Origin of the sequence: Streptomyces sp. NBC_01439, from assembly GCF_036227605.1 — a bacterium.
Classification (GTDB): Bacteria; Actinomycetota; Actinomycetes; order Streptomycetales; family Streptomycetaceae; genus Streptomyces.
In genome coordinates this window covers 3,614,258-3,636,199 of the sequence record NZ_CP109487.1, presented here as the reverse complement: position 1 = coordinate 3,636,199, position 21,942 = coordinate 3,614,258, and the positions used below count along the sequence as shown (strand labels likewise).

Annotated in this window: 21 protein-coding genes and 2 tRNA genes; 15 read left to right on the top strand and 8 right to left on the bottom strand. The window is 71.2% G+C overall.

The annotated features are described in order from the left end of the window. The first annotated feature begins 87 nt into the window (after positions 1-87). The 4 genes from OG207_RS15730 to OG207_RS15715 all read left to right on the top strand — a co-directional run bounded on the left by OG207_RS15730 (position 88) and on the right by OG207_RS15715 (position 4,018). Positions 88-726, top strand: coding sequence for a M48 metallopeptidase family protein (locus OG207_RS15730; RefSeq protein ID WP_402695357.1), 639 nt, complete (start codon positions 88-90; stop codon positions 724-726). 162 nt (positions 727-888) lie between these two features. Then, a complete protein-coding gene (locus tag OG207_RS15725) occupies positions 889-2,544 on the top strand; it encodes a TerD family protein (protein WP_329099154.1) in 1,656 nt (551 codons plus the stop codon). A 20-nt stretch (positions 2,545-2,564) separates the two neighbouring features. Next, positions 2,565-3,245 carry an AIM24 family protein gene (locus OG207_RS15720; protein ID WP_266606616.1) on the top strand — a complete coding sequence of 227 codons (681 nt, stop codon included), beginning with the start codon at positions 2,565-2,567 and terminating at the stop codon, positions 3,243-3,245. Between the two features lie 17 nt (positions 3,246-3,262). After that, positions 3,263-4,018: an AIM24 family protein gene (locus OG207_RS15715; RefSeq protein ID WP_329099153.1), complete on the top strand. Its 756-nt coding sequence runs from the start codon at positions 3,263-3,265 to the stop codon at positions 4,016-4,018. A 74-nt stretch (positions 4,019-4,092) separates the two neighbouring features. Here OG207_RS15715 and OG207_RS15710 read toward each other — a convergent pair whose 3' ends face one another. Together OG207_RS15710 and OG207_RS15705 are read right to left on the bottom strand one after the other, a co-directional pair. Further along, a complete protein-coding gene (locus tag OG207_RS15710) occupies positions 4,093-4,623 on the bottom strand; it encodes an NUDIX hydrolase (RefSeq protein WP_329099152.1) in 531 nt (176 codons plus the stop codon). Next, entirely contained in the window at positions 4,620-6,026 is a 1,407-nt protein-coding gene (locus tag OG207_RS15705; protein ID WP_329099151.1) for a zinc-dependent metalloprotease, read from the bottom strand. Before OG207_RS15705 ends, OG207_RS15710 begins: the two co-directional genes overlap by 4 nt. A 192-nt stretch (positions 6,027-6,218) precedes the next feature. Here OG207_RS15705 and OG207_RS15700 point away from each other — a divergent pair, with 192 nt between their 5' ends. The 4 genes from OG207_RS15700 to OG207_RS15685 all read left to right on the top strand — a co-directional run bounded on the left by OG207_RS15700 (position 6,219) and on the right by OG207_RS15685 (position 9,613). After that, entirely contained in the window at positions 6,219-7,385 is a 1,167-nt protein-coding gene (locus tag OG207_RS15700) for an SDR family oxidoreductase (RefSeq protein ID WP_329099150.1), read from the top strand. A 145-nt stretch (positions 7,386-7,530) separates the two neighbouring features. Then, the gene (locus tag OG207_RS15695; RefSeq protein ID WP_329099149.1) at positions 7,531-7,992 is read left to right on the top strand and encodes a molybdenum cofactor biosynthesis protein MoaE; all 462 of its coding nucleotides are present in this window, start codon (positions 7,531-7,533) and stop codon (positions 7,990-7,992) included. A gap of 145 nt (positions 7,993-8,137) precedes the next feature. After that, positions 8,138-8,353, top strand: a complete 216-nt coding sequence (locus OG207_RS15690) for a hypothetical protein (protein WP_329099147.1) — start codon at positions 8,138-8,140, stop codon at positions 8,351-8,353. A 174-nt stretch (positions 8,354-8,527) separates the two neighbouring features. Continuing rightward, entirely contained in the window at positions 8,528-9,613 is a 1,086-nt protein-coding gene (locus OG207_RS15685; RefSeq protein ID WP_329099146.1) for a YlbL family protein, read from the top strand. A gap of 60 nt (positions 9,614-9,673) precedes the next feature. Here OG207_RS15685 and OG207_RS15680 read toward each other — a convergent pair whose 3' ends face one another. After that, positions 9,674-10,243 carry a PPA1309 family protein gene (locus OG207_RS15680; protein WP_329099145.1) on the bottom strand — a complete coding sequence of 190 codons (570 nt, stop codon included), beginning with the start codon at positions 10,241-10,243 and terminating at the stop codon, positions 9,674-9,676. Between the two features lie 127 nt (positions 10,244-10,370). Between OG207_RS15680 and OG207_RS15675 the strand changes: the two genes are divergently transcribed. The 3 genes from OG207_RS15675 to OG207_RS15665 all read left to right on the top strand — a co-directional run bounded on the left by OG207_RS15675 (position 10,371) and on the right by OG207_RS15665 (position 15,437). Further along, complete coding sequence (locus OG207_RS15675) at positions 10,371-13,250, top strand: UPF0182 family membrane protein (protein WP_329107656.1); 2,880 nt, start codon at positions 10,371-10,373, stop codon at positions 13,248-13,250. A gap of 49 nt (positions 13,251-13,299) precedes the next feature. Then, positions 13,300-13,373: transfer RNA gene (locus tag OG207_RS15670), tRNA-Met, on the top strand. A gap of 201 nt (positions 13,374-13,574) precedes the next feature. Next, positions 13,575-15,437, top strand: a complete 1,863-nt coding sequence (locus tag OG207_RS15665; RefSeq protein WP_402695355.1) for a tetratricopeptide repeat protein — start codon at positions 13,575-13,577, stop codon at positions 15,435-15,437. Positions 15,438-15,464: 27 nt separating this feature from the next. Here OG207_RS15665 and OG207_RS15660 read toward each other — a convergent pair whose 3' ends face one another. Then, positions 15,465-16,541 (bottom strand): FAD-dependent oxidoreductase, encoded by a 1,077-nt coding sequence (locus OG207_RS15660; RefSeq protein WP_329099143.1) that lies wholly within the window; start codon positions 16,539-16,541, stop codon positions 15,465-15,467. Between the two features lie 107 nt (positions 16,542-16,648). Between OG207_RS15660 and OG207_RS15655 the strand changes: the two genes are divergently transcribed. Continuing rightward, positions 16,649-17,245 (top strand): TetR/AcrR family transcriptional regulator, encoded by a 597-nt coding sequence (locus OG207_RS15655; protein ID WP_329099142.1) that lies wholly within the window; start codon positions 16,649-16,651, stop codon positions 17,243-17,245. A 47-nt stretch (positions 17,246-17,292) separates the two neighbouring features. Further along, positions 17,293-17,366 (top strand) — tRNA-Met (locus OG207_RS15650). A 129-nt stretch (positions 17,367-17,495) separates the two neighbouring features. On the opposite strand, the gene OG207_RS15645 is transcribed toward OG207_RS15650, so the two are convergent. Beyond that, positions 17,496-17,912, bottom strand: a complete 417-nt coding sequence (locus OG207_RS15645) for a Fur family transcriptional regulator (protein ID WP_266604713.1) — start codon at positions 17,910-17,912, stop codon at positions 17,496-17,498. 148 nt (positions 17,913-18,060) lie between these two features. Here OG207_RS15645 and OG207_RS15640 point away from each other — a divergent pair, with 148 nt between their 5' ends. Next, positions 18,061-19,512, top strand: coding sequence for a catalase (locus OG207_RS15640; protein WP_329099141.1), 1,452 nt, complete (start codon positions 18,061-18,063; stop codon positions 19,510-19,512). A gap of 69 nt (positions 19,513-19,581) precedes the next feature. On the opposite strand, the gene OG207_RS15635 is transcribed toward OG207_RS15640, so the two are convergent. Both OG207_RS15635 and hisN read right to left on the bottom strand, forming a co-directional pair. After that, complete coding sequence (locus OG207_RS15635; protein WP_329099139.1) at positions 19,582-19,974, bottom strand: CBS domain-containing protein; 393 nt, start codon at positions 19,972-19,974, stop codon at positions 19,582-19,584. 169 nt (positions 19,975-20,143) lie between these two features. Continuing rightward, the gene (gene hisN / locus OG207_RS15630) at positions 20,144-20,947 is read right to left on the bottom strand and encodes a histidinol-phosphatase (protein ID WP_329099138.1); all 804 of its coding nucleotides are present in this window, start codon (positions 20,945-20,947) and stop codon (positions 20,144-20,146) included. Positions 20,948-21,072: 125 nt separating this feature from the next. Between hisN and OG207_RS15625 the strand changes: the two genes are divergently transcribed. Then, positions 21,073-21,615 carry a TetR/AcrR family transcriptional regulator gene (locus OG207_RS15625; protein WP_266604721.1) on the top strand — a complete coding sequence of 181 codons (543 nt, stop codon included), beginning with the start codon at positions 21,073-21,075 and terminating at the stop codon, positions 21,613-21,615. Here the strand turns inward: OG207_RS15625 and OG207_RS15620 are convergent. Then, the gene (locus OG207_RS15620; protein WP_329099136.1) at positions 21,581-21,904 is read right to left on the bottom strand and encodes a DMT family transporter; all 324 of its coding nucleotides are present in this window, start codon (positions 21,902-21,904) and stop codon (positions 21,581-21,583) included. The genes OG207_RS15625 and OG207_RS15620 overlap by 35 nt on opposite strands. Positions 21,905-21,942 lie beyond the last annotated feature (38 nt).

Here is a 21,942-nt window from a genome sequence, read left to right as displayed (position 1 = left end):
CCCGTTTCCCGTTCTTCCGCAACAGTGCCCGCCCGCCGGAATCCGTGCCGAATTTTGTCCACAGGTGCGAGGTATTAGGCATATGAGATGAAGGGAAATGGGGTTCCGGAAAACGGCCGTGAATCCCTCGTGTTCGAACCGCGGACGGGCGGGACTTTCGCCACCGCAACCGGGTACCGTCGTGGCGTGTCCGCCGACCCACCGCAGCGCGCCGTCGAAGTCCGCCGGAGCGCGCGCCGCCGCAGGACCGTATCCGCCTATCGCGAGGGTGACCGTACGGTCGTGCTCATCCCTGCCCGGATGTCCGAGGCGGAGGAGCAGCGCTGGGTGGGGGTCATGCTCGACAAACTGGCCGCCCAGGAGAGCCGGCGCACCTTCGGGGACGCGGAACTCACCGAGCGCGCCGCGCAGCTGTCCGAGCAGTACTTCGACGGCCGCGCCCGCCCCCGCACGGTCCGCTGGGTCACCAACCAGAACACCCGCTGGGGCTCCTGCACCCCCGCCGAAGGCAGCATCCGGCTCTCGCACCGGCTCCAGGGGATGCCCGAGTACGTCGTCGACTACGTGCTCCTGCACGAGCTGGCCCACCTGCTCGTACCCGGCCACGGGCCCCGCTTCTGGGAACTGCTGGAGGCGTACCCGCGCACCGAGAGGGCCCGCGGCTACCTGGAGGGCGTGGTCGCCGCCGAGCGCCTGCCGAAGGTCCCCGCGGCCCGCGAGGAATGAGCCCGCAGGCGCCCGCGCCGGTCCACCCGTCGGCCCGCCGGCCGCCGCCCGGGCAGCACGCACGGTTTTGTACCGGGTCGGTACCGGCTTGGCCGGATGTCGGCAATTGCCGTTAGCCTGAGCGCCACGCATTCACAGTCGGGATGGGGGACGGTCGTACGTATGGCCAGGGAATTCCAACGCGGCCACAAGGCCAAGATCAGTGATCTCACGGCGGGCACCGATCTGTACGTAGGCGTCCAGATCGCCGGATCAGGACTCGCCTTCGACATCAGCTGTTTCGGCCTCGACGCCAACGAGCAGCTGTCGGACGACCGTTACTTCGTCTTCTTCAATCAGCCGAAGTCGCCGGAAGAGTCCATTCAGCAACTCGGTGCGCAGTCGGGTGACACCGAATCCTTCCGGGTGACGCTGGACCGCATTCCGGCGTCCATCCACAAGCTGTCCTTCACCGCCACCATCGACGGCGCCGGACAGATGTCGCAGATCGGCCCCGGCTACATCCGGATCGTGGCCGGCGGCGAAGAGGTCGTCCGGTACTCCTTCACCGGCGCGGAGTTCACCACCGAGCGGGCCGTGATGCTCGGTGACTTCTACCTGAAGGACGTGTGGCGCTTCGCCGCCGTCGGCCAGGGCTTCGACGGCGGGCTCGACGCGCTGCTGCGGAACTTCGGCGGCGAGGTCGCCGAGGACGAGCAGCCGGCGCAGCAGGCCCCGGCCGCGGCCTCGCCCGGGTTCGCCCCGCCGCAGGCGGCCGCCCCGGCCCCGGCCTTCGGCGCCCCGGCCCCCGCTCAGCAGGCCCCGCAGGCCCCGGCCCCCGCGCCGTCCTTCGGCGCGCCCGTGCCCGCGCCCGGTGCCCCGCAGCCCCAGTACCAGCAGCCCGCGGCCCCGGCCCCGGTGCACGCCGCGCCGACCATGGCCGCGCCGCTCGCCCCGCCGGCCCCCGCCCCGTACGGCCAGCCGCCGCAGCCGCCCCAGCCGTCCTACGGCCAGGTGCCGCCGCCCGCGCCGGCCCCCGCGCCCTACGGACAGCCGCCGCAGCAGCCCTCCTACGGCCAGGTCCCCGGCCAGCAGCCGCCCCCGTACGGGCAGCAGCAGCCCGCCTTCGGCCAGCAGCCGCCGCAGTACGCGCAAGCGCCGCAGCAGGCGGCCGCCGGAGCGGGCCTCGCCGCCGCGCTCCAGCCGTACAAGGAAGTCCCCACCGGCGCCCGCTGGACCCCGCAGAACCAGCAGCTCATGCGCGTCGACCTGTCGATGGGCGGCCAGGCCGTCCTCGCCCGCCAGGGCAGCATGGTCCTGTACCAGGGCAAGGTCGACTTCAGCTACAAGGGGGCGGGCTTCGCCGGCCGCATCGTCGGCAACGCCACCGGCCAGGAGATGCAGCTCATGCGCTGCACCGGCCGCGGCCAGGTCTTCCTCGCGGAGAACGGCGCCCACCTGCACGCCATCGAGCTCCAGGGCGACGGGATCTGCGTCTCGGCCGAGGCGGTCCTCGCCTTCGACGAGTCGCTCCAGCACGAGGTCCGCCGCATCGAGGGCCACGGCATCCCCGGCGGCGCCCTGTTCACCATGCAGTTCCAGGGCACCGGCACGGTCATCGTCAAGACGCACGGCGTCCCGGTGGTCCTGCCCGTCACCCCGACCACCTTCGCGGACAGCAACGCCATCGTCGCGTGGTCCTCCGCCTCGCAGGTGATCATCTCCAGCCAGGTCCGGCTGCGGCGCAACGCCTACCCCGGCCACAGCGGGGAGACCGTGAACCTCCAGTTCCGCGGCGCTCCCGGCAACTTCATCGTCGTCCAGCCGTACGAGGTCTGAGGGAGCCCGACATGAACGCAATGAACCAGCAACTCGCGGGCTTCGCCCCGACCCCCGTCACGGCCCGCATGGAGAACCACGGCCGGGCCATGCTCAAGGTCGCCATGCAGAGCGGCCAGGACCTCTTCGCCCGTACCGGCTCGATGGTCGCCTACGAGGGCTTCGTCCAGTACGAGCCCAACCCGCCGGCCGTCCGTCAAATGGCCTCGCAGTGGATCACCGGCGAAGGCGCGCCGCTGATGAAGTGCACCGGCGACGGCCTGCTCTACCTCGCCGACTACGGCGCCGACGTGGTCGTCATCAACCTCAACAACGACTCGCTCTCGGTCAACGGCACCAACCTGCTCGCCTTCGACGCACACCTCCAGTGGGGCGTCGAGCGAGTCAAGGGCCTCGCCAAGTTCGCCGGCCAGGGCCTGTTCAACGTTCAGATCGCGGGCACCGGGTGGGTCGCCCTGACCTCCCGCGGCACCCCGATCGTGGTCGACTGCGGCCGCGGCGACGACGAGACGTACGTCGACCCCGACGCGCTCGTCGCCTGGTCGCCGAATCTCAAGGTCAAGGGAAAGCGCAGCTTCAAGGCCTCGTCGATGATCGGCCGGGGCAGCGGGGAGGCCTACCAGATGGCCTTCTCCGGCCAGGGCATCGTCGTCGTACAGCCCAGCGAGGACAGCACCGACCGGCTCCGGGCCCGGGGCTGAGGGGGAGCGGACACATCATGCAGAGCGCACTTTTCGCCCACGCCGAGGCGCAGTCCCAGGAGCGGTACGCCATCCAGAACCCGCAGCTGCTGCGGGTCTCGCTGACGGGCTCCGACGACGTGCTCGCCCGCAAGGGCGCCATGGTCGCCTACCAGGGACTCATCGACTTCGACGGCGAGTACCAGACCACCAGCCAGCGCAATGCCCGTCGCCGCACCGGCGAGGGCCTCGACCTCATGCGCTGCTCCGGGCAGGGCACGGTCTACCTGGCCAACCTGGCCCAGTACGTGCACGTCGTGGACGTGGACCAGGACGGCCTCACGGTCGACAGCAGCTACGTGCTGGCCCTGGACTCCACCCTGCACACCGAGGTCATCGCGGTGGACAGCCAGTACGGGATCTCCGGCTCGGGCAAGTACCAGCTCAACATCTCCGGCCGCGGCAAGGTCGCGCTGATGACCTCCGGGCAGCCGCTGATGATGCACGTCACGCCCGACAAGTACGTCAACGTCGACGCCGACGCGATCGTGGCCTGGTCCACCTCGCTCCGGGTGCAGATGCAGGCCCAGACGCACTCCAGTGGGGTGTGGCGGCGGCGCGGCAACACCGGCGAGGGCTGGGAGCTGAGCTTCCTCGGCACCGGCTTCGCGCTGGTGCAGCCCAGCGAGGTGCTGCCGCCGCAGAACGCCCAGCTCGGCCAGGGCGTCGCCGCGCAGTTCGGCATGGGCCAGCACGGCTCGCACGCGCAGAACCAGAACAACGCCTGGAACTGACACCTCCCGGCACGGCGAAGGGGCGGCCCCACCAGGGACCGCCCCTTCGCCACGTCCGCGGACGCGGGCCCGGCTCAGCCGTCGAGCCGCGCCAAGGCCGCCTCCAGCAGCCGTACGACGGACGCGTCGGCCACCGCCGCCACCTCCTCGTACGGGAACCAGCGCAGGTCCAGGGACTCCTCGCTGATCTCCGCCACCGCGCCGGCCGGAGCCAGCGCCGCGTACTGCACGTCCAGGTGCCAGTTGCAGGGCGCCGGGATCGGGTGCCGGTCCAGGCGCACCGGCCCGCCTTCGACCAGCGTCAGCCCCGACGCGATGCCCGACTCCTCACGGGCCTCGCGCAGCGCCACCTCGGCGAGGGTCCGGTCACCGGCCTCGCAGTGGCCGCCCATCTGGAGCCACATACCGAGCTTCTTGTGCAGGGTCAGCAGGACGCGCCCCCGCACCGGATCGATCACCAGTGCGCTGCCCGTGACGTGCCCGGCCCCACAGGGCTTGTAGACCCCGTCCGGGTGGGCCGCCAGGTGCTCCAGGTACAGGTCGCGCAGCTCCGGCTGGTCCTCGTACGCCTTCAGGACGAGGACCGCGTCTTCGTGCAGGCTCACTTCTTCTCGTCGCCGTCCTGTTCGCGCTTCTCGGCGGCCTCGCCGAGCATCTTGTCGATCTCGGAGAAGTCCAACTGCTCGCGGTGCACGAAGCCGTCCGGGTCGTCCAGGTCGGAGGCCGTCGGCAGCATGTCCGGGTGCTCCCAGAGACCGTCGCGGCCGTCCACCCCCCGCGCATCCGTGAGGGAGGCCCACAGCCGCGAGGCGTCGCGCAGCCGGCGCGGGCGCAGCTCCAGGCCGATCAGCGTCGCGAAGGTCTGCTCCGCGGGGCCGCCGGAGGCGCGGCGCCGCCGCATGGTCTCGCGCATCGCGTCCGCCGAGCTCAGCCGGGGCTTGGCGGCCTCGTGCACCACCGCGTCGACCCAGCCCTCGACCAGCGCGAGCGCCGTTTCCAGGCGGGCCAGGGCGGCCTTCTGCTCGGGGGTGTCCTGCGGCTGGAACATGCCGCCCTGGAGCGCTTCCTGCAGCTGCTCCGGGTTGGACGGGTCCAGCTGGCCGACGACGTCCTCCAGCTTCGAGGTGTCGACCTTGATGCCGCGGGCGTAGCCCTCGACCGCGCCGAACAGGTGCGAGCGCAGCCACGGCACGTGGGCGAAGAGGCGGGCGTGGGCCGCCTCGCGCAGGGCCAGGTAGAGCCGCACCTCGTCCGAGGGCACGCCCAGGTCCTTGCCGAAGCCCTCGATGTTCAGCGGCAGCAGCGCGGCCTTGCCGGCCGGGCCCAGCGGCAGGCCGATGTCCGTCGAGCCGACGACCTCGCCCGCGAGGGTGCCGACGGCCTGGCCGATCTGCTGGCCGAACATGGCGCCGCCCATGGAGCGCATCATGCCGAGCAGCGGGCCCGCCATGGCCTGCATCTCCTCCGGCAGCACGCCGCCCATGGCCGCGCCGACCCGCTCCGCGACCGGGTCCACGAGCTCCTTCCACACCGGCAGGGTCGCCTCGACCCACTCGGCGCGGCTCCAGGCCACGGCCGTGGTGGCGCCCGAGGGCAGCGAGGTCACGCCGTCCAGCCAGTGGTCGGCGAGGCGCACGGCCTCCTCGACGGCGGACTTCTCGGCGACGCCGACGCTCGTGTCCTTGACGCCGTCCGAAGTGCCCTGCGCGACGGTCTGGCGGGCGATGTCCTTGGCCATGTCCCAGTTCACGGGACCGCCCTCGTAGCTGAGCATCTGGCCGAGCTGCTGGAAGGCGGCACCGAGGTCGTTCGGGTTCATCGAACCGAACATCGCGGCGAACGGGTTGTCCGCTCCGGGAGCGCCCGCCCCGCCCGGCAGACCCATGCCGGGGAACCCGAAGGGATTCGCCGGGCCGCCCTGACCGCCCTGGTTGCCCTTCTTCTTGCCATCGTCGCCGTTCTCCGGCTCCTCCGGCGGAAGGCCGAATCCGAATGGGGTGTCGCTCACGGGTTTCCTCGGCTCGTAGGGCCGCCGGCGGGAGCCGACGGGTAATGGACAGACAACACCACCCAGCCTAGACACCGCGGCCGCATCCGGGCTCGGTGCTCCGCCGACTCCTGGGCTGCGGCAGGATGGACATCACCTGGTGGGTACGCGTCACGACGCGCCCCTACTGAAGACAACCGCTGGAGACGCCCGGTGAGTTCCCCAGATCCGCAGTTTCGCGCGATGCACGACGACGAAAACAGCTCCGAGCACGCTGAGGGCGCCCCCGGCGTTCGCCAGCCGCGAAACCCGGAGGCGCTCCGCCGGCGCAGCCCGGTGATCGCCGTGACGGGCGCCGCCTCGGGAGTCGGCGCGGCCCTCGTGAGCCGTCTGGCCGCCTCCGACGAGGTCAAGCAGGTCGTCGCCATCGACGAGCGACGGGGGGACTGCGCCGCCGCGCAGTGGCACGTCCTCGACGTACGGGACCCCGCGATCGCCGAGAAGCTGCGCGGCGCGGACGTCGTGGTCCACCTCGCGCTGGACCTCGACCTGGAGACCGATCCGGCCGCCCGTACGGCGTACAACGTGCGCGGCACCCAGACCGTCCTGACGGCCGCCGCCGCGGCGGGCGTGCACCGGGTCGTGCTCTGCACCTCGGCGATGGTCTACGGGGCCCTGCCGGACAACGACATCCCGCTGTCCGAGGACTCCGAGCTGCGGGCCACCGCCGAGGCGACCGGCGTCGGCGACCTGCTGGAGATCGAGCGCCTCGGCCGCCGGGCCCCCCGCGCGCACCCCGGACTGAACGTCACCGTGATCCGCCCGGCCGTCCTCGTCGGCGGCACCGACACCGCCCTGACCCGGTACTTCGAGTCCCCGCGGCTCCTCGTGGTGGCCGGATCCCGCCCCACCTGGCAGTTCTGTCACGTGGAGGACCTGGTCAGCGCCCTGGAGTACGCGGCCCTGGAGAAGGTCGAGGGCGAGCTGGCCGTGGGCTGCGAGGGGTGGCTGGAGCAGGAGGAGGTCGAGGAGCTGAGCGGCATCCGCCGCATGGAGCTGCCCTCCGCGGTCGCCCTGGGAGCGGCGGCCCGGTTGCACCGGATCGGCCTGACCCCGTCCCCGGCGGGGGACCTCGCCTACACGATGCACCCGTGGGTGGTCAGCGTCAGCGGGCTGCACGCGGCGGGCTGGCGGCCGCGCTGGACCAACGAGGAGGTGCTCGCCGAGCTCCTCCAGGAGGTCTCGGGACGCCACACGGTCGCGGGCCGCCGGCTGGGCCGCAGGGACGCCGCCACGGCCGCCGGAGCGGCCGGCGCGACGGTGGCCCTGCTGGGCGCGGCCGCGGCGGTCCGCCTGGCGCGCAAGCGGCGCGGGATCTGACCGGACCCGCGGCGCCGCACGCGCCGTCCGGCCGGGCGGACCGCGGGGCTGTGCGGACCGCCCTGTAGGAGGCTCCCAAGGCGGGGCCCCCGCCCCGGGCGAATCTGCTATTTCGCCGTGTCAGCGGCTAGGGCACGATGAAGGCATGGCACCGCACTTCGACCACCCAGGTGAGCAGGCCGCTCCGGACCCGATCCGGCTGCTCCAGATCCGCGAGACCGCCCTGTCGATCGACGAGGTCTTCCAGGCCGTCGGCGACGACGCGTCGGGCGGTACGACGCTCTTCGTCGGTACGGTGCGCAACCACGACGGCGGGGCGGACGTCGACTCGCTCGGCTACTCCTGCCACCCGACCGCCGAAGCCGAGATGCGCCGCGTCGCCGAGCGCGTCGTGGCCAAGTTCCCGGTCCGCGCCCTCGCGGCCGTGCACCGCGTCGGTGACCTGGCCGTGGGGGACCTGGCCGTCGTCGTCGCCGTATCCTGCCCGCACCGGGGCGAGGCCTTCGAAGCCGCCCGGATGCTGATCGACGACCTCAAGCACGAGGTCCCGATCTGGAAGCACCAGACGTTCAGCGACGGCACCGAGGAGTGGGTCGGCGCCTGTTGAACCCCCGGTCACGGAGCGCCACCCGGAAGGCGGTAGCCTCGCACCCGTTCGGCCGCGCAACACGCCCTCGATTTGCGTAACCCCCCCACGGGCACGAGCGTTGAAGCCACCAACGAAACGTACTTCGGGGTAGGGAGACACGCCCATGGCGTCTTTGGCGTGGTTGCTGATTCCGCTGTTCGCCGCGATCGGAGCGGCGATATGGGGCAGCTGGGCGGCACGCGACCGCACACACGGTGACATATCCGAGCTCGCGGGCTACGCGCGATTCCGGGAAGCCATGGCCACCGCCGATCAGGCGAGGGTGAAGGCCGATGCCCATTCCTCCCCGTCTGCCCACTCCGCCTCCGACGCCGTCTGACGCGTCCGCCGCCGTCCGCCGTCGTCCCGGTCGTTCGCAGCCGTTCGACGCTCCGCGTCCGCTGCGCTCCGGTCCGCCGCCTTCCGTGAGATTCCGCTGAGAGTTTCGCGTACGGACCCCGTACGGACCGGCCCCGAGGGTCGCCCGCCGAGGCCGTCCCGTACTGTCGGATCCATGCCACGCCGCACCGCGACGATGCTCGCTTCCACCCTGGTGCTGTTCGCGCTGCTCTGCGCAGGGGTGTTCATCAAGGTTCCGTACTCCGAGATGAGCCCCGGCCCGACGGTGAACACGCTCGGGGAGTCGCACGGCGCGCCCGTCCTCAACATCGCGGGACGCAAGACGTACCCGACCAGCGGTCACCTCAACATGACCACGGTCCGCGTCACCGGTGCGGACTACGAGATGAGCCTGGTGGAAGCGGTCTACGGGTGGCTGGCCGGCGACAACATCGTCGTCCCGCACGAGAACCTCTACCCGAACGGGAAGTCGGAGGCGGAGTCCACCCAGGAGAACGCCGAGGAGTTCAGCCAGTCGCAGCAGAGCGCCAAGGTGGCGGCCCTGAAGCAGCTCGGCATCCCGGTCACCGCCCGGGTGATCGTCTCCACCGTGGTCAAGGACAGCCCCGCCGAGGGACAGCTGCACGCCGGGGACGTGATCAAGGCCGTGGACGGCACCGCCGTCATCGCCCCCGAGGACGTGGCCAAGCTCGTCACCAAGCACAAGCCGGGCGAGCCGGTGGAGTTCACCATCGTGCCCGCCAAGGAGGCGACCGAGGCGGCGAAGGCCGGAAACAACGCCCCCGCCACCTCGAAGCTGACGATCACCGCGGGCAAGGCGGAGGGCGACGGCCACGCCATCGTCGGCATCCGGGCCGGTACCGACCACACCTTCCCGTTCACGATCGACATCAAGCTCGCCGACGTCGGCGGCCCGAGCGCCGGGCTGATGTTCGCCCTCGGAATCGTCGACAAGCTCACCCCGGAGGACCTGACCGGCGGGAAGTTCGTCGCGGGCACCGGCACCATCGACGACGCCGGCAAGGTCGGCCCCATCGGCGGCATCCAGATGAAGACCATCGGCGCCCGCAAGGCCGGTGCCGAGTACTTCCTGACGCCCGCCGAGAACTGCGCCTCCGCGGCCTCCCACGTCCCCGACGGGCTGACCCTGGTCAAGGTGTCCACCATCGACGACGCCGCGAAGGCACTGCAGAAGATCAGCAAGGGGGACACGGCCGGGCTGCCGCGGTGCACGAGCTAGTGCCGGTCACAGCACTAGCCACGACCGCCCCGTCCCCCTGACGGGCAGGACGGGCAGGGCCTACGAGAAGGTCGCCGCCAGGGCCTCCGCCAGGCCCGGCACCAGGCCCGCACCGGTGAGGACCTCCGTCGAGGAGTCCTTCTCGCGCAGCCGCACGGCCGACTCCCGCGATCCGTCGCGCAGCACGGCCACGGTGAGGCGCACCTCCTGCCGCTCCGGGTGCCCGGCGACCCACTTCGACAGCTGCTTGTCGTTCAGTCCCTCCGGTACGGAGGACTCCGCGGACGGCGGCAGCATCAGGCGCTCCACCGTCAGTGCGCAGCCGACGACGGCGTCGGGCCAGGCGATGGTGCCGAGGAACTTGTCGAGCGGCGTCCCCTTCGGGACCTCGTCCTGCTCGATGGGGGTGAGGGAGGACTTGCCGGCGTCGTCGTGGTCGAGGCCGAGCTGGCTCGCCAGCCGCGGTTCCTGCTTCTTGAGCCGGCCGGTGTCGACGAGGGCGAAGAGTCGTGCGGGCTTGTCCCAGCCGAGGCCGGCCGCGTACTCGTCGATCTCGAGGCAGGCGCGGGTCAGCGGGCTGGCCGCCATGGGGGTGCCGGGGGAAGGCGAAAGGTTGGACATGGACAACATCCTGCCTCCTTTCCATCGATTACCGGGAACTGACCGAAGCCTCAGTAAGTTGCATGAGTGGGCCCTACGATCGGGGGCCCGTTCATTACCAGACTCAGCTTTCGAGGTGCGCACCTTGGCTTTCCAGATGCCGGACCGCGGCGGAGGCCCTTCCGGGCCACGGATGAGAGTCGGCCGCCCCTCCCGGCGGGCGAGAACTCTCCTCATGACCTTGGGCGTGCTGGCCGTCCTGGCCATGCTCTTCATCATGTTCGCGGGCTTCTGGACTGACTGGCTCTGGTTCCGCTCCGTGAAGTACTCCACCGTCTTCACCACCACCCTGTGGACCAAGATCGGCCTCTTCGCCGTCTTCGGTCTGCTGATGGCCGGTGCGGTCGGGTTGAACATCTGGCTGGCCCACCGGCTGCGGCCGCCGCTCAGCGCGATGTCGATGGAGCAGCAGAGCCTCGACCGCTACCGGATGAGCATCGCCCCGTACAAGAAGTGGCTGCTGCTGGGCATCGCGGTGCTCGTCGGCCTGATCGCGGGCGCCTCGGCGGCCGGCCAGTGGAAGACCTGGCTCATGTACGTGAACGGGGTGCCCTTCGGTTCGAAGGACCCGCAGTTCCACATGGACGTGTCCTTCTACACCTTCGACCTGCCCTGGTACCGCTTCCTGCTCGGCTTCGGCTTCGCCGCCGTCGTGCTGTCGGTGATCGCCGCGTCCGTCGTGCACTACCTGTACGGCGGACTGCGCGTGACGAGCCCGGGTGCGCGGGCCACCGCCGCCGCCACCGGGCACCTGTCGGTGCTGCTCGGCCTCTTCGTCACGCTCAAGGCGGTCGCCTACTGGCTCGACCGGTACGGGCTCGCCGTGAAGTCCAGCGACTTCAAGGCCGCCGACAACTGGACGGGCCTGCGCTACGTCGACGCGAACGCCTACCTGCCGGCGAAGACGATCCTCGTCGCCATCGCCGCGATCTGCGCCGTGTTGTTCTTCGCGACGCTGTGGCGCCGCACCTGGCAGCTGCCGGTCATCGGCTTCGGCCTGATGGTGCTCTCGGCGATCCTGATCGGCGGGCTCTACCCGGCGATCGTGCAGAAGTTCCAGGTCCAGCCGAACGAGCAGGCCAAGGAATCCCCGTACGTCCAGAAGAACATCAAGGCCACGCGCGACGCCTACGGCATCGCCGGCTCGGAGGTCACGGACTACCCGGGCGTTCCGCAGACGGAAGACCGGGGCAAGCTGCGGCCGCAGGCCGACACCACGGCCAGCATCCGCATCCTCGACCCGAACATCGTCTCGCCGGCGTTCCAGCAGCTCCAGCAGGTCAAGGGCTACTACGCCTTCCCGTCCACGCTCGCCGTGGACCGGTACAGCGGCCAGGACACCGTCATCGGGCTGCGCGAGCTGAACATCGGTGGCATCCCGAAGAACAACTGGATCAACGACCACTTCAAGTACACGCACGGTTACGGCGTGGTCGCGGCCAAGGGCACCACCGTGAAGGAGGGCGCCCCCGACTTCACGCAGGCCGACCTGCCCTCCAAGGGTGTGTTCGGCACGGACTTCGAGCAGCGCATCTACTACGGCGAGCAGACGAAGCAGTACTCGATCGTCGGCGGCCCGCAGAAGGAGCTCGACTACTCCGACGACAAGGGCGAGAAGGAGACGAGCTACAAGGGCGACTCCGGCGTCAACCTCGACAACCCGGTCAACCGGGCCGCGTACGCGCTCACCTTCAACGAGCCGCAGATCCTCTACTCGGGCGCCATCGGCGACGGCTCGCGGATCCTCTACAACCGCACGCCCAAGCAGCGCGTCGAGGCGGTCGCCCCGTGGCTGACCATCGACGGCGCGCCGTATCCGGCCGTGATCAACGGCCGGATCAAGTGGATCGTCGACGCGTACACGACCACCAACGGGTACCCGTACGCCTCGCGCACCACGCTCGGCCAGAGCACCGCGGACTCGCTGACCAACAGCCAGCGCGCGGTGGTCGCGCAGGAGAACCAGGTCAACTACATCCGCAATTCGGTGAAGGCCACCGTCGACGCCTACGACGGCTCGGTCGACCTGTACCAGTGGGACACCGCGGACCCGGTCCTGAAGACCTGGATGAAGGCGTTCCCGGGCACGGTGAAGCCCAAGGCCGAGATCAGCAAGCCGCTCATGGACCACCTGCGGTACCCGCAGGACCTCTTCAAGGTCCAGCGCGAGCTGCTGACCCGCTACCACGTCACCGACCCGCAGACCTTCCTCAGCGGCAGCGAGGCGTGGGCGGTTCCGGACGACCCGACGACCAAGGCCGGTACGGCCGTTCCGCCGTACTACCTGTCGATGAAGATGCCGGGCCAGAAGGAGAAGGGCCAGGTCTTCTCGCTCACCACGACGTTCACGCCGAACGAGCGGCCCAACCTGAGCGCCTTCATGGCGGTCAACGCCGATCCGGGCACCCCGGACTACGGCAGCATCCGCATTCTGAAGATGCCGACCAGCAAGCCGCCGGACGGCCCGAGCCAGGTGCAGAGCAAGTTCCAGTCGGAGCCGAAGATCGCCGAATCCATCCGCCTGCTGCGCGGTGGTGACTCGGAGATCGAGTACGGCAACCTGCTCGCGGTGCCGCTCGACGGCGGAATGCTCTACGTCGAGCCGGTCTACGTCCGCAGCTCCACCCTCAAGTACCCGCTGCTGCGCAAGGTGCTGGTGACCTACGGCAACCAGACCGCCTTCGAGGACACCCTGGAGAAGGCGCTGAACGTGGTCTTCGGGGCCGAGGCGCCGACCGTTCCGGTGCCCCCGGAGCAGCCGCCGGGTGAGGGCACCGTCCCGCCGCCGACCATCCAGGACCCGACGGTCAAGGCGGCCCTCGGCGATGCGCAGAAGGCCATCGAGGACGCCGAGAAGGCCCGGCAGGCCGGCGACTGGGCGGCCTTCGGCAAGGCCCAGGAGGAGATCAAGGCGGCACTGAAGCGGGCCATCGAGGCCGAGGCGAAGCTGACGGCGCCCGCCCCGTCCGGCCAATGATCAATCGGTAATGGTTCCACCCCGCGTCGTGATACTGTGGTTTCACCGACGCGGGGTGGAGCAGCTCGGTAGCTCGCTGGGCTCATAACCCAGAGGTCGCAGGTTCAAATCCTGTCCCCGCTACTGAAGACGAAGGCCCGGATCCATGGGATCCGGGCCTTCGTCATGTCCGGGACGGACACGCGGTAGCCGGGGAGGGTGACTTGTGGGTGGAGCGTGTTTGACTTGCCTCACTGTGGGCATGTCGACAAAACGCTGTAGTGACCTCACTGGCTGCGACATAGCAGGTGTACGCGGGTAGCAGGTGATGCGACGATGGGATTCATGGGGGACAGGTCAACTCTGCTGGAGACAGGGCGGTTTGTGAGGGCGGAGTCCGGGACGGACACAGAGGCCGAGGGGGCGGCTCCGGTCGTCGACGCACAGACCGCACTGACCGATGCGGACTTCTTGGACAAGCACAGCACGGAGGAGATGTTCGCCGAGACCGACGCGGCGAGCGACGCCGAGCTAGAGGCCCGGCACCGGGTGGCCGCGGACAAGGGCGACCCCGGAGCCATGAGCGTGCTCGGCGCGCTGCTGCTGCGCCGCGGCGACCTCGACGGCGCCGAACCGTACCTGAGGGGAGCCACCGGCGAAGGGGACCGCGCCGCCGCGAACAACCTCGGCGTGCTGCTCCACCAGCGGGGATACCCGGAGGACGCGGCCGGCTGGTGGCGGGTCGCCGCCGTCGCCGGATCGGCCCCCGCCGCGCACGCCCTCGGCCGCTACTTCCGCGAGCGCGGGGACGAGCCCGCCGCCGAGTACTGGATGCGGCAGGCCGCCGAGTCCGGCCACGCGCTGGGCGCGTACGGGCTGGCCGACCTGCTGGAGCACCGCGGGGACAAGGGCGTCGAGCGGTGGTTCCGCGCCGCCGCCGAACAGGGGCATCGCGAAGCCGCGTACCGGCTGGCGAGGCACCTGCGCAAGGGTGACCCCACCGAGGCCGAGCAGTGGTACCGGCAGGCGGCCGCGCGCGGGCACCGGCGCGCCGCCCTGCACCTGGGCGCCCTGCTGGAGGCGCGCGGCGAGCTCAAGGAGGCCGGGCGCTGGTACCTGACCTCCGCCAAGCAGGGGGAGGCCAGGGCGGCGTGTGCGCTCGGCTTCCTGCTGCGCGACGCCGGCGACGAGGAGAGCGCCGCCGTGTGGTGGCACCGGGCGGCGCAGGACGGCGACGGCAACGCCGCCAACGCACTGGGCGCGCTGCACGCCGCACGCGGCGAGACCCAGACCGCGGAGCGCTGGTACCGGACCGCCATGGACGCGGGCGATCAAAACGGGGCGTACAACCTTGCTCTGCTGTGCGTCGCACAGGACCGGACCGCGCAGGCCGAGCAGTGGTACCGGCGGGCCGCCTACGCCGGGCACCGCGAGGCGGCCAACGCACTGGCGATCATGTTGCTCCAGGTCGGGGACGCGGCGGGTGCCGAGCCGTGGTTCTCGAAGGCCGCCGAGGCGGGCAGCGTCGACGCCGCGTTCAACCTCGGGATCCTGTTCGCCAGCCGCGACGAGGACCGGACGGCGCTGAAGTGGTACGAGCGGGCCGCTTCGGCCGGTCACACCGACGCGGCGCTCCAGGTCGGCATCGCGCTGGTGCGGGACGGTGAGGACCGGGCGGCCGAGCGGCACCTGCGCTGCGCGGCGGGCGGCGGCAGCGCGGAGGCGGCGTTCCGCCTGGCCGCGCTGCTGGAGTCGCTGGCCCCGCCGCCGGAGCCGGTGGCCCTCGGCGAGTCCGTGGGCAGCGCCCCCCGCACCGAGAGCGAGGAGTGGTACGAGCGGGCCGCCGAGCTGGGGCACCGCCGGGCCCAGGTGCGGGTCGGCATGCTGGCCGCCGCCCGCGGCGACCTGACCGTCGCCGCGCGCTGGTACCGGGAGGCGGCCGAGGCCGGCTCCCGCAACGGCGCCTTCAACCTCGGGCTGCTGCTGGCACGCGAGGGCAACGAGCCGGAGGCCGCCCTGTGGTGGACCCGCGCGGCGGTGGCGGGCCACGGTCGCGCCGCCCTGCGCCTCGGGCTGCTGGCGGCCCGCCACGGGGACCTCGCGGAGGGTCAGAAGTGGTGCGTGCGCGCCATGGAACTGGGCCCGGCCGAGGTCTCGCAGCGCGCGGCCCGGCTCCGCGAGGCCCTGGCGGAGGAACTCTCGGCCTGAGCCCCGGCGGGGCGCCCGCACCACCCCCTAGCGGTAGAGCCAGGAGGTGGAGCGGGCGTAGACGTGCCGGAAGGCGAGCGGCATCAGCAGGTCGTTGACCCGGCGCTGCACCGTGCCCGGGGTCTTCGAGTCGCGGTTCGTCGCCGCGGACCGGGTCATCCGGGACACCCGCGGGCGGCGCAGCCGGGTGTACTCGGCCAGGGCCCGGTCCACGCCCGGAACCGATGCCACGCACCGTGCCAGGGCCACCGCATCCTCGATCGCCATCGACGCGCCCTGCCCGGCCCCGACCGGATGGGCCGCGTCGCCGATCAGGACGGTGCGCCCGTCGTGCCAGACGGGTACGTCCGCCAGCCGGTGCATCGGCATCGGGCGGTCGACGCGGGTGGCCGCCCGGATCAAGGACAGCGGCAGCTCCTCCTTGGCGTACAGCTCCGCCAGGCGGGCCCGGGTGACCTCCGCCGGGTCCGGCGGCTCCGGGGCGGGCACCTGGGCCGACCACCAGACCGTGCCGTCGGCCGCCGGGACGCAGAGGAAGGCTCCCCGCCGGCCGAAGACGAAGTGGTAGGTGCCGGGCGTGAGGTGCACGCCCTCGGAGACCCCCGACACGCTGTAGAGCCCCGCGTACCGCACCCGTGGCGCCGCCGGGTCCAGCGCCGAGCGGGTGGCGGACCAGATGCCGTCGGCCGCCACCACCAGGTCCGCGTCCAGGTCCGCCGGGTCCACCCGCCGCCCCGTCTCGATCCGGACCCCGGCCAGGGCCGCCTCGGCGCGCAGCACCTCCACCAGCCGCCCCCGCAGCAGCGTCGTGCTGTGCAGGTCGTCCGAGGCGAGCCGGCCGCGCGGCACCTCCCCGAGGAGCTTGCCCGAGGAGGACCACATCCGCTGCAGGGCGACCGGGAACCCGGCGGCCTGCACCTGCGGGAGGCACCCCAGGGCCTCCAGCCCCCGCAGCCCGTTGACGGCGAGGCTGAGGAACGAGCCCACCTGTCCGGCTGGGTCCTCGTACGCCTCGTGGACCGTGACCTCCGCGCCGGTCGCGCGGCGCAGGGCGATCGCGCCCGCCGACCCGGCGACTCCGCCCCCGATGACTGACACACGCATGCCCGACCCCTTTCGCTGAATCTATATTCACTGAACTATGATTCGGTGAAACTCGGTTCAGTATGATGAGGCTGAGAAGACGGCGTCAAGCGGGAGCGGGGATCACGGTGGGAGTGCGCAAGGAGCGGGCGGCCGGCACGGAGGCGGCGCTCAAGGAGGCGGCGCGGGCGCTCTTCCTGGAGCGCGGCTACGCGCAGACGAAGATCACCGACATCACCAAGGCCGCCGGCCGGTCCACCGGGTCCTTCTACGAGCACTTCGCGGGCAAGGACGAGCTGCTGGACGCGCTGCTCGCGGACATGGGGGCCCAGGTGGACGCGGAGGTCGGCGCCCATGACCACCCCCGCGAGCACGACCTCGCCGACCGGGCGCAGCTGCGGACGCATGTAGCGGCCACCTGGAGCGTCTTCCGGGATCATCTGCCCGTCGTGGTCGCCCTCTTCCAGAAGTCCATGGTCGAACCGCCCGGCTCGGGGCAGGTCTGGGGGCGTCTCCTCGGGGACACCGCGCCGCTGCGCGAGCACCTCGCGTACATGCGCGAACAAGGTCGTGAGCTGCCCGGGGACCCCGAACTGATTGCCGCGGCGATGGGGGCGATGATCTCGATGCTGGGGTACGCCGCCATGACCGGCGGGGCCGGACTCGATGACGACGAGGTGGTGGAGACGCTGACCGGGCTCCTGCACCGGGGGCTGGCCGGTTAACCGATTTGCATCTGTCGCAGGCCTTCACGTAACGTTGGGTTCACCGACGCGGGGTGGAGCAGCTCGGTAGCTCGCTGGGCTCATAACCCAGAGGTCGCAGGTTCAAATCCTGTCCCCGCTACTAAAGGCCCGAGGCCCGGATCCCATGGATCCGGGCCTCGAGTCGTTCCCGGCCCGTTTTCGCCTGCAAGAAGGCGAACGCGAAGGGCTCGGACCCCCGGGGGGTCCGAGCCCTTTCGCATGCGTGCGCTCAGGCGGCCGCGCAGTTCGGGCAGACGCCGCGGTAGGTCACCTCGACCGCCGACACGATGAAGCCGAAGCGTTCGGCGTCCGGCAGGTCGGCCAGCGGGTTGCCCGCCGGGTGGACGTCGCGGATCGCACCGCACTGGGCGCAGACCAGGTGCTGGTGGGGCCGGTGGGCGTTCGGGTCGTACCGCTTGGCGCGGCGGTCCGTGGAGACCTCCAGCACCTCGCCGAGCGTGACGAGTTCGCCCAGGGTGTTGTAGACGGTCGCACGGGAGATCTCGGGCAGCTTGGCCACCGCGAGCGCGTGCACCTCGTCGGCCGTCAAGTGCACGTGGTCACCGTCGAGCACCTCGGCCACGACGCGCCGCTGCGCCGTCATGCGCCAGCCGCGTCCGCGAAGTCGATCCAGCAGGTCACTCATAGACATCAGCCTAACAGTGAGGGGATTCGGTGTAACTCCCGAACCGGTGCGGACTTGGATGCTTACTTGACTTAGACAAAGTCCATCGTAGGATCGGTTACGGCGAACGCCAAGGACAGGACATGCAGGGACGACGCAGGAGGCGCACGTGACGCAGGGACCGCTCACCACGGAGGCCGGAGCGCCGGTTGCCGACAACCAGAACAGCGAGACCGCCGGCGTCGGCGGCCCCGTTCTGGTCCAGGACCAGCTGCTGCTCGAGAAGCTCGCGCACTTCAACCGCGAGCGCATCCCGGAGCGCGTGGTGCACGCCCGCGGCGCCGGTGCGTACGGCACCTTCACGCTGACCCGCGACGTCTCGCAGTGGACCCGGGCCAAGTTCCTGTCCGAGGTCGGCAAGGAGACCGAGACCTTCCTGCGCTTCTCCACCGTCGCCGGCAACCTCGGCAGCGCCGACGCGGTCCGCGACCCCCGCGGCTGGGCGCTGAAGTTCTACACCGAAGAGGGCAACTACGACCTCGTCGGCAACAACACCCCGGTGTTCTTCATCAAGGACGCCATCAAGTTCCCCGACTTCATCCACACCCAGAAGCGCGACCCGTACACGGGCTCGCAGGAGGCGGACAACGTCTGGGACTTCTGGGGTCTGTCGCCCGAGTCGACCCACCAGGTGACCTGGCTGTTCGGTGACCGGGGCATCCCGGCGTCCTACCGCCACATGAACGGCTACGGCTCGCACACGTTCCAGTGGAACAACGAGGCCGGCGAGGTCTTCTGGGTCAAGTACCACTTCAAGACCGACCAGGGCATCAAGAACCTCACCCAGGCCGAGGCCAACCAGCTCGCCGGCGAGGACCCCGACTCGCACCAGCGCGACCTGCGCGAGTCCATCGAGCGCGGCGACTTCCCGACCTGGACCGTGCAGGTCCAGATCATGCCCGCGGCCGAGGCGGCCCAGTACCGCTTCAACCCGTTCGACCTCACCAAGGTGTGGCCGCACGAGGACTACCCGCCGATCGAGATCGGCAAGCTGGAGCTCAACCGCAACCCGGAGAACGTCTTCGCCGAGGTCGAGCAGTCCATCTTCAGCCCGGCGCACTTCGTCCCCGGCATCGGCCCGTCCCCGGACAAGATGCTCCAGGGCCGCCTCTTCGGCTACGGCGACGCCCACCGCTACCGCGTCGGCATCAACGCCGACCACCTGCCGGTGAACCGCCCGCACGCCACCGAGGCGCGCACCAACTCCCGCGACGGCTACCTGTACGACGGCCGCCACAAGGGCGCGAAGAACTACGAGCCGAACAGCTTCGGCGGCCCGCACCAGACGGACCGCCCGCTGTGGCAGCCCATCGACGTGACCGGTGGCACGGGCAACCACGCCGCCGCCGTCCACGGCGAGGACAACGACTTCGTCCAGGCGGGCAACCTCTACCGCCTGTACTCGGAGGACGAGAAGTCCCGTCTGATCGAGAACCTGTCCGGCTTCATCGCCAAGGTCTCCCGCGACGACATCGTCGAGCGCGCGATCAACAACTTCCGTCAGGCGGACGGTGACTTCGGCAAGCGGCTCGAAGCCGCGGTCCAGGCCCTCCGCGGCTGACACGGAGCGCTTGCCGTAGCAGTACGCCGGGCCGCAGCCCTCCTCGGAGGGCTGCGGCCCGGCGTCGTTTCACGCGGCGACCGTGCGTCGCGCCGGGACCCAGCAACGGATGACGTCGCGCACGGACACGATGCCGACGGGTCCGCCGTGCTCCAGCACGATCAGGTGCCGGAAACCGCCGTGGGTCATGGCCTCGGCGGCTTCCTGCACGGTGGCCTCCGGGGTGCAGAACACGACGTTGTTGGTGGTGTGCGCTCCCACGGACTCCCGGTCCGGGTCGTGCCCCGCGCCGATCGAGTTGAGGATGTCGCGCTCGGTCAGGATGCCGATTCCGCTGTGGTCGGGGTCGAGGACGACGGCCGCGCCGACGCGCCGGCCGGACATCAGGCAGGCTGCCTGTCGGAGGGTGTGTGCGGGTCCGAGGGTGAGGATCACGGTGCTCATGGCGTCACGGACGAGCATGAAGAGAGCCACCTCCTGGGGTGAGTCCCCCGCCTGGGTGGGTGCGACTGCGGAGCCGCCTCAAGAGAAACGGTTCACAAGCGCACAAGCGTGGGGAGTATCAGATTCCCACGGACCCGCAGGGCCGACAAGAAGGCGCGGGACGGAGCGCGAACAGCGCGCGGCGGGCTCAGGCGCGCGGACGCAGCAGGTCCAGCATCTCCTCGTGGAGCAGTCCGTTCGAGGCGGCTGCGTTCCCGCCGTGCACCCCGTCCACGCCGTCCAGGCTGGTGAAGCGGCCGCCCGCCTCCTGGACCACGACCGCGATGGCCGCCATGTCCCAGAGGTTGAGTTCGGGTTCGGCGCACAGGTCCAGCGAGCCCTCCGCGACCATCATGTACGGCCAGAAGTCCCCGTAGCCGCGGGTCCGCCAGCACGCCCGGGTCAGGTCCAGGAACCCGGCCAGCCGGCCCTGCTCCTCCCAGCCGCTCAGGGAGGAGTACGCGAACGAGGCGTCGCCCAGCCCGCCCACCTTCGACACGCCGATGGCGCCGGTCTCGCCGAGGGCGCCGCCCGCGTACGCGCCCCCGCCCCTGGTCGCCCACCAGCGGCGGCCCAGCGCCGGTGCGGACACCACGCCGACCACCGGGCGGAACTCGCCGTCGGGGTCCTGGGCCATCAGGGAGATCAGGGTCGCCCAGACGGGGACCCCGCGCACGTAGTTCTTCGTGCCGTCGATCGGGTCCACCACCCAGCGGCGCGGACCGCTGCCCTCGAGCCCGTACTCCTCGCCGAGGACGGCGTCGTCCGGCCGCGCGGCCGTGATTCCGGCCCGGATGATCTCCTCGGCGGCCTTGTCCGCCTCGCTCACCGGGGTCATGTCCGGCTTCGTCTCGACCTGCAGGTCGAGGGCGCGGAAGCGCTCCATCGTGGCGGCGTCCGCCGCGTCGGCGAGTTCGAGGGCAAGGCGCAGGTCATCGTCATACTCGGGCATGCCCGAACAGTATCGAGACTCCCGGAGCCCGACCAACGCTGTCCACGGTACGGCCCCGACGCGCCCTTGACAGGATCTGGCGGCCCGTCAACTCTGACCGGAGGGAACCGAACGGGGAGGCGCGGATGCCGGCAGCCCGGGAGTCCTTGCTGGAGGCGGCGGGAGCGGCGCTCTCGGCGCGCCCCTGGCCGGACGTGCGCATGGTCGACGTGGCCGCCGCGGCGGGAGTGTCCCGGCAGACCCTCTACAACGAGTTCGGCGGCAAGGCGGGCCTGGGTCGCGCCCTGGTCCGCCGCGAGGCCGACCGCTACCTCGACGGGGTCGACCGGGCCCTGTCCGTTCCGGCCCAGGCCGCCGAGCGGCTCGCCGCCGTCGCGGAGTGGACCGTACGGGCGGCCCGCGCGCAGCCCCTCGTACGGGCCCTGCTCACCGGTGCCTGGGACGCGGGCCTGCCCGCGGCGGGCGGCCGGGCACCCGGGCCCGGCGAGCTGGCCCGGGCCGTCCGGGACCGGGCGGCCGCCGCGCTGACGCCGGGGGAGGGCCCGCAGCGCTGCGAACTCGCCGTGCGCCTCGCCCTCTCCTACGTGATCGCCCCGGGGGAGGAGTCGGGGTCGGGCGAGCTGCGCAGGCTGCTCAGTGCGCCGACCCGGACAACTGGAGCCCGATGACGCCCAGGATGACCAGCGAGATCGAGACGAGTTTGAGGGTGGAGACCAGGTCGCCGAGGAAGACCATGCCGTAGATCGCCGTACCGGCGGCGCCGATGCCCGTCCACACCGCGTACGCCGGTCCCACGTCCAGCTTCTTGAGCGCCAGGGTCAGCAGCCCGAAGCTGCCGAGGGCGAAGCAGGCGAAGGCGATGGTCGGCCACAGCCGGGTGAATCCGTGGGAGAGCTTGAGGCAGACCGCAAATCCGGTTTCCAGGAGTCCCGCGACCACGACCAGCAGCCACGCCATGTCGAATGCCTCCCCGCGTCACGTGACATCGCGTCACT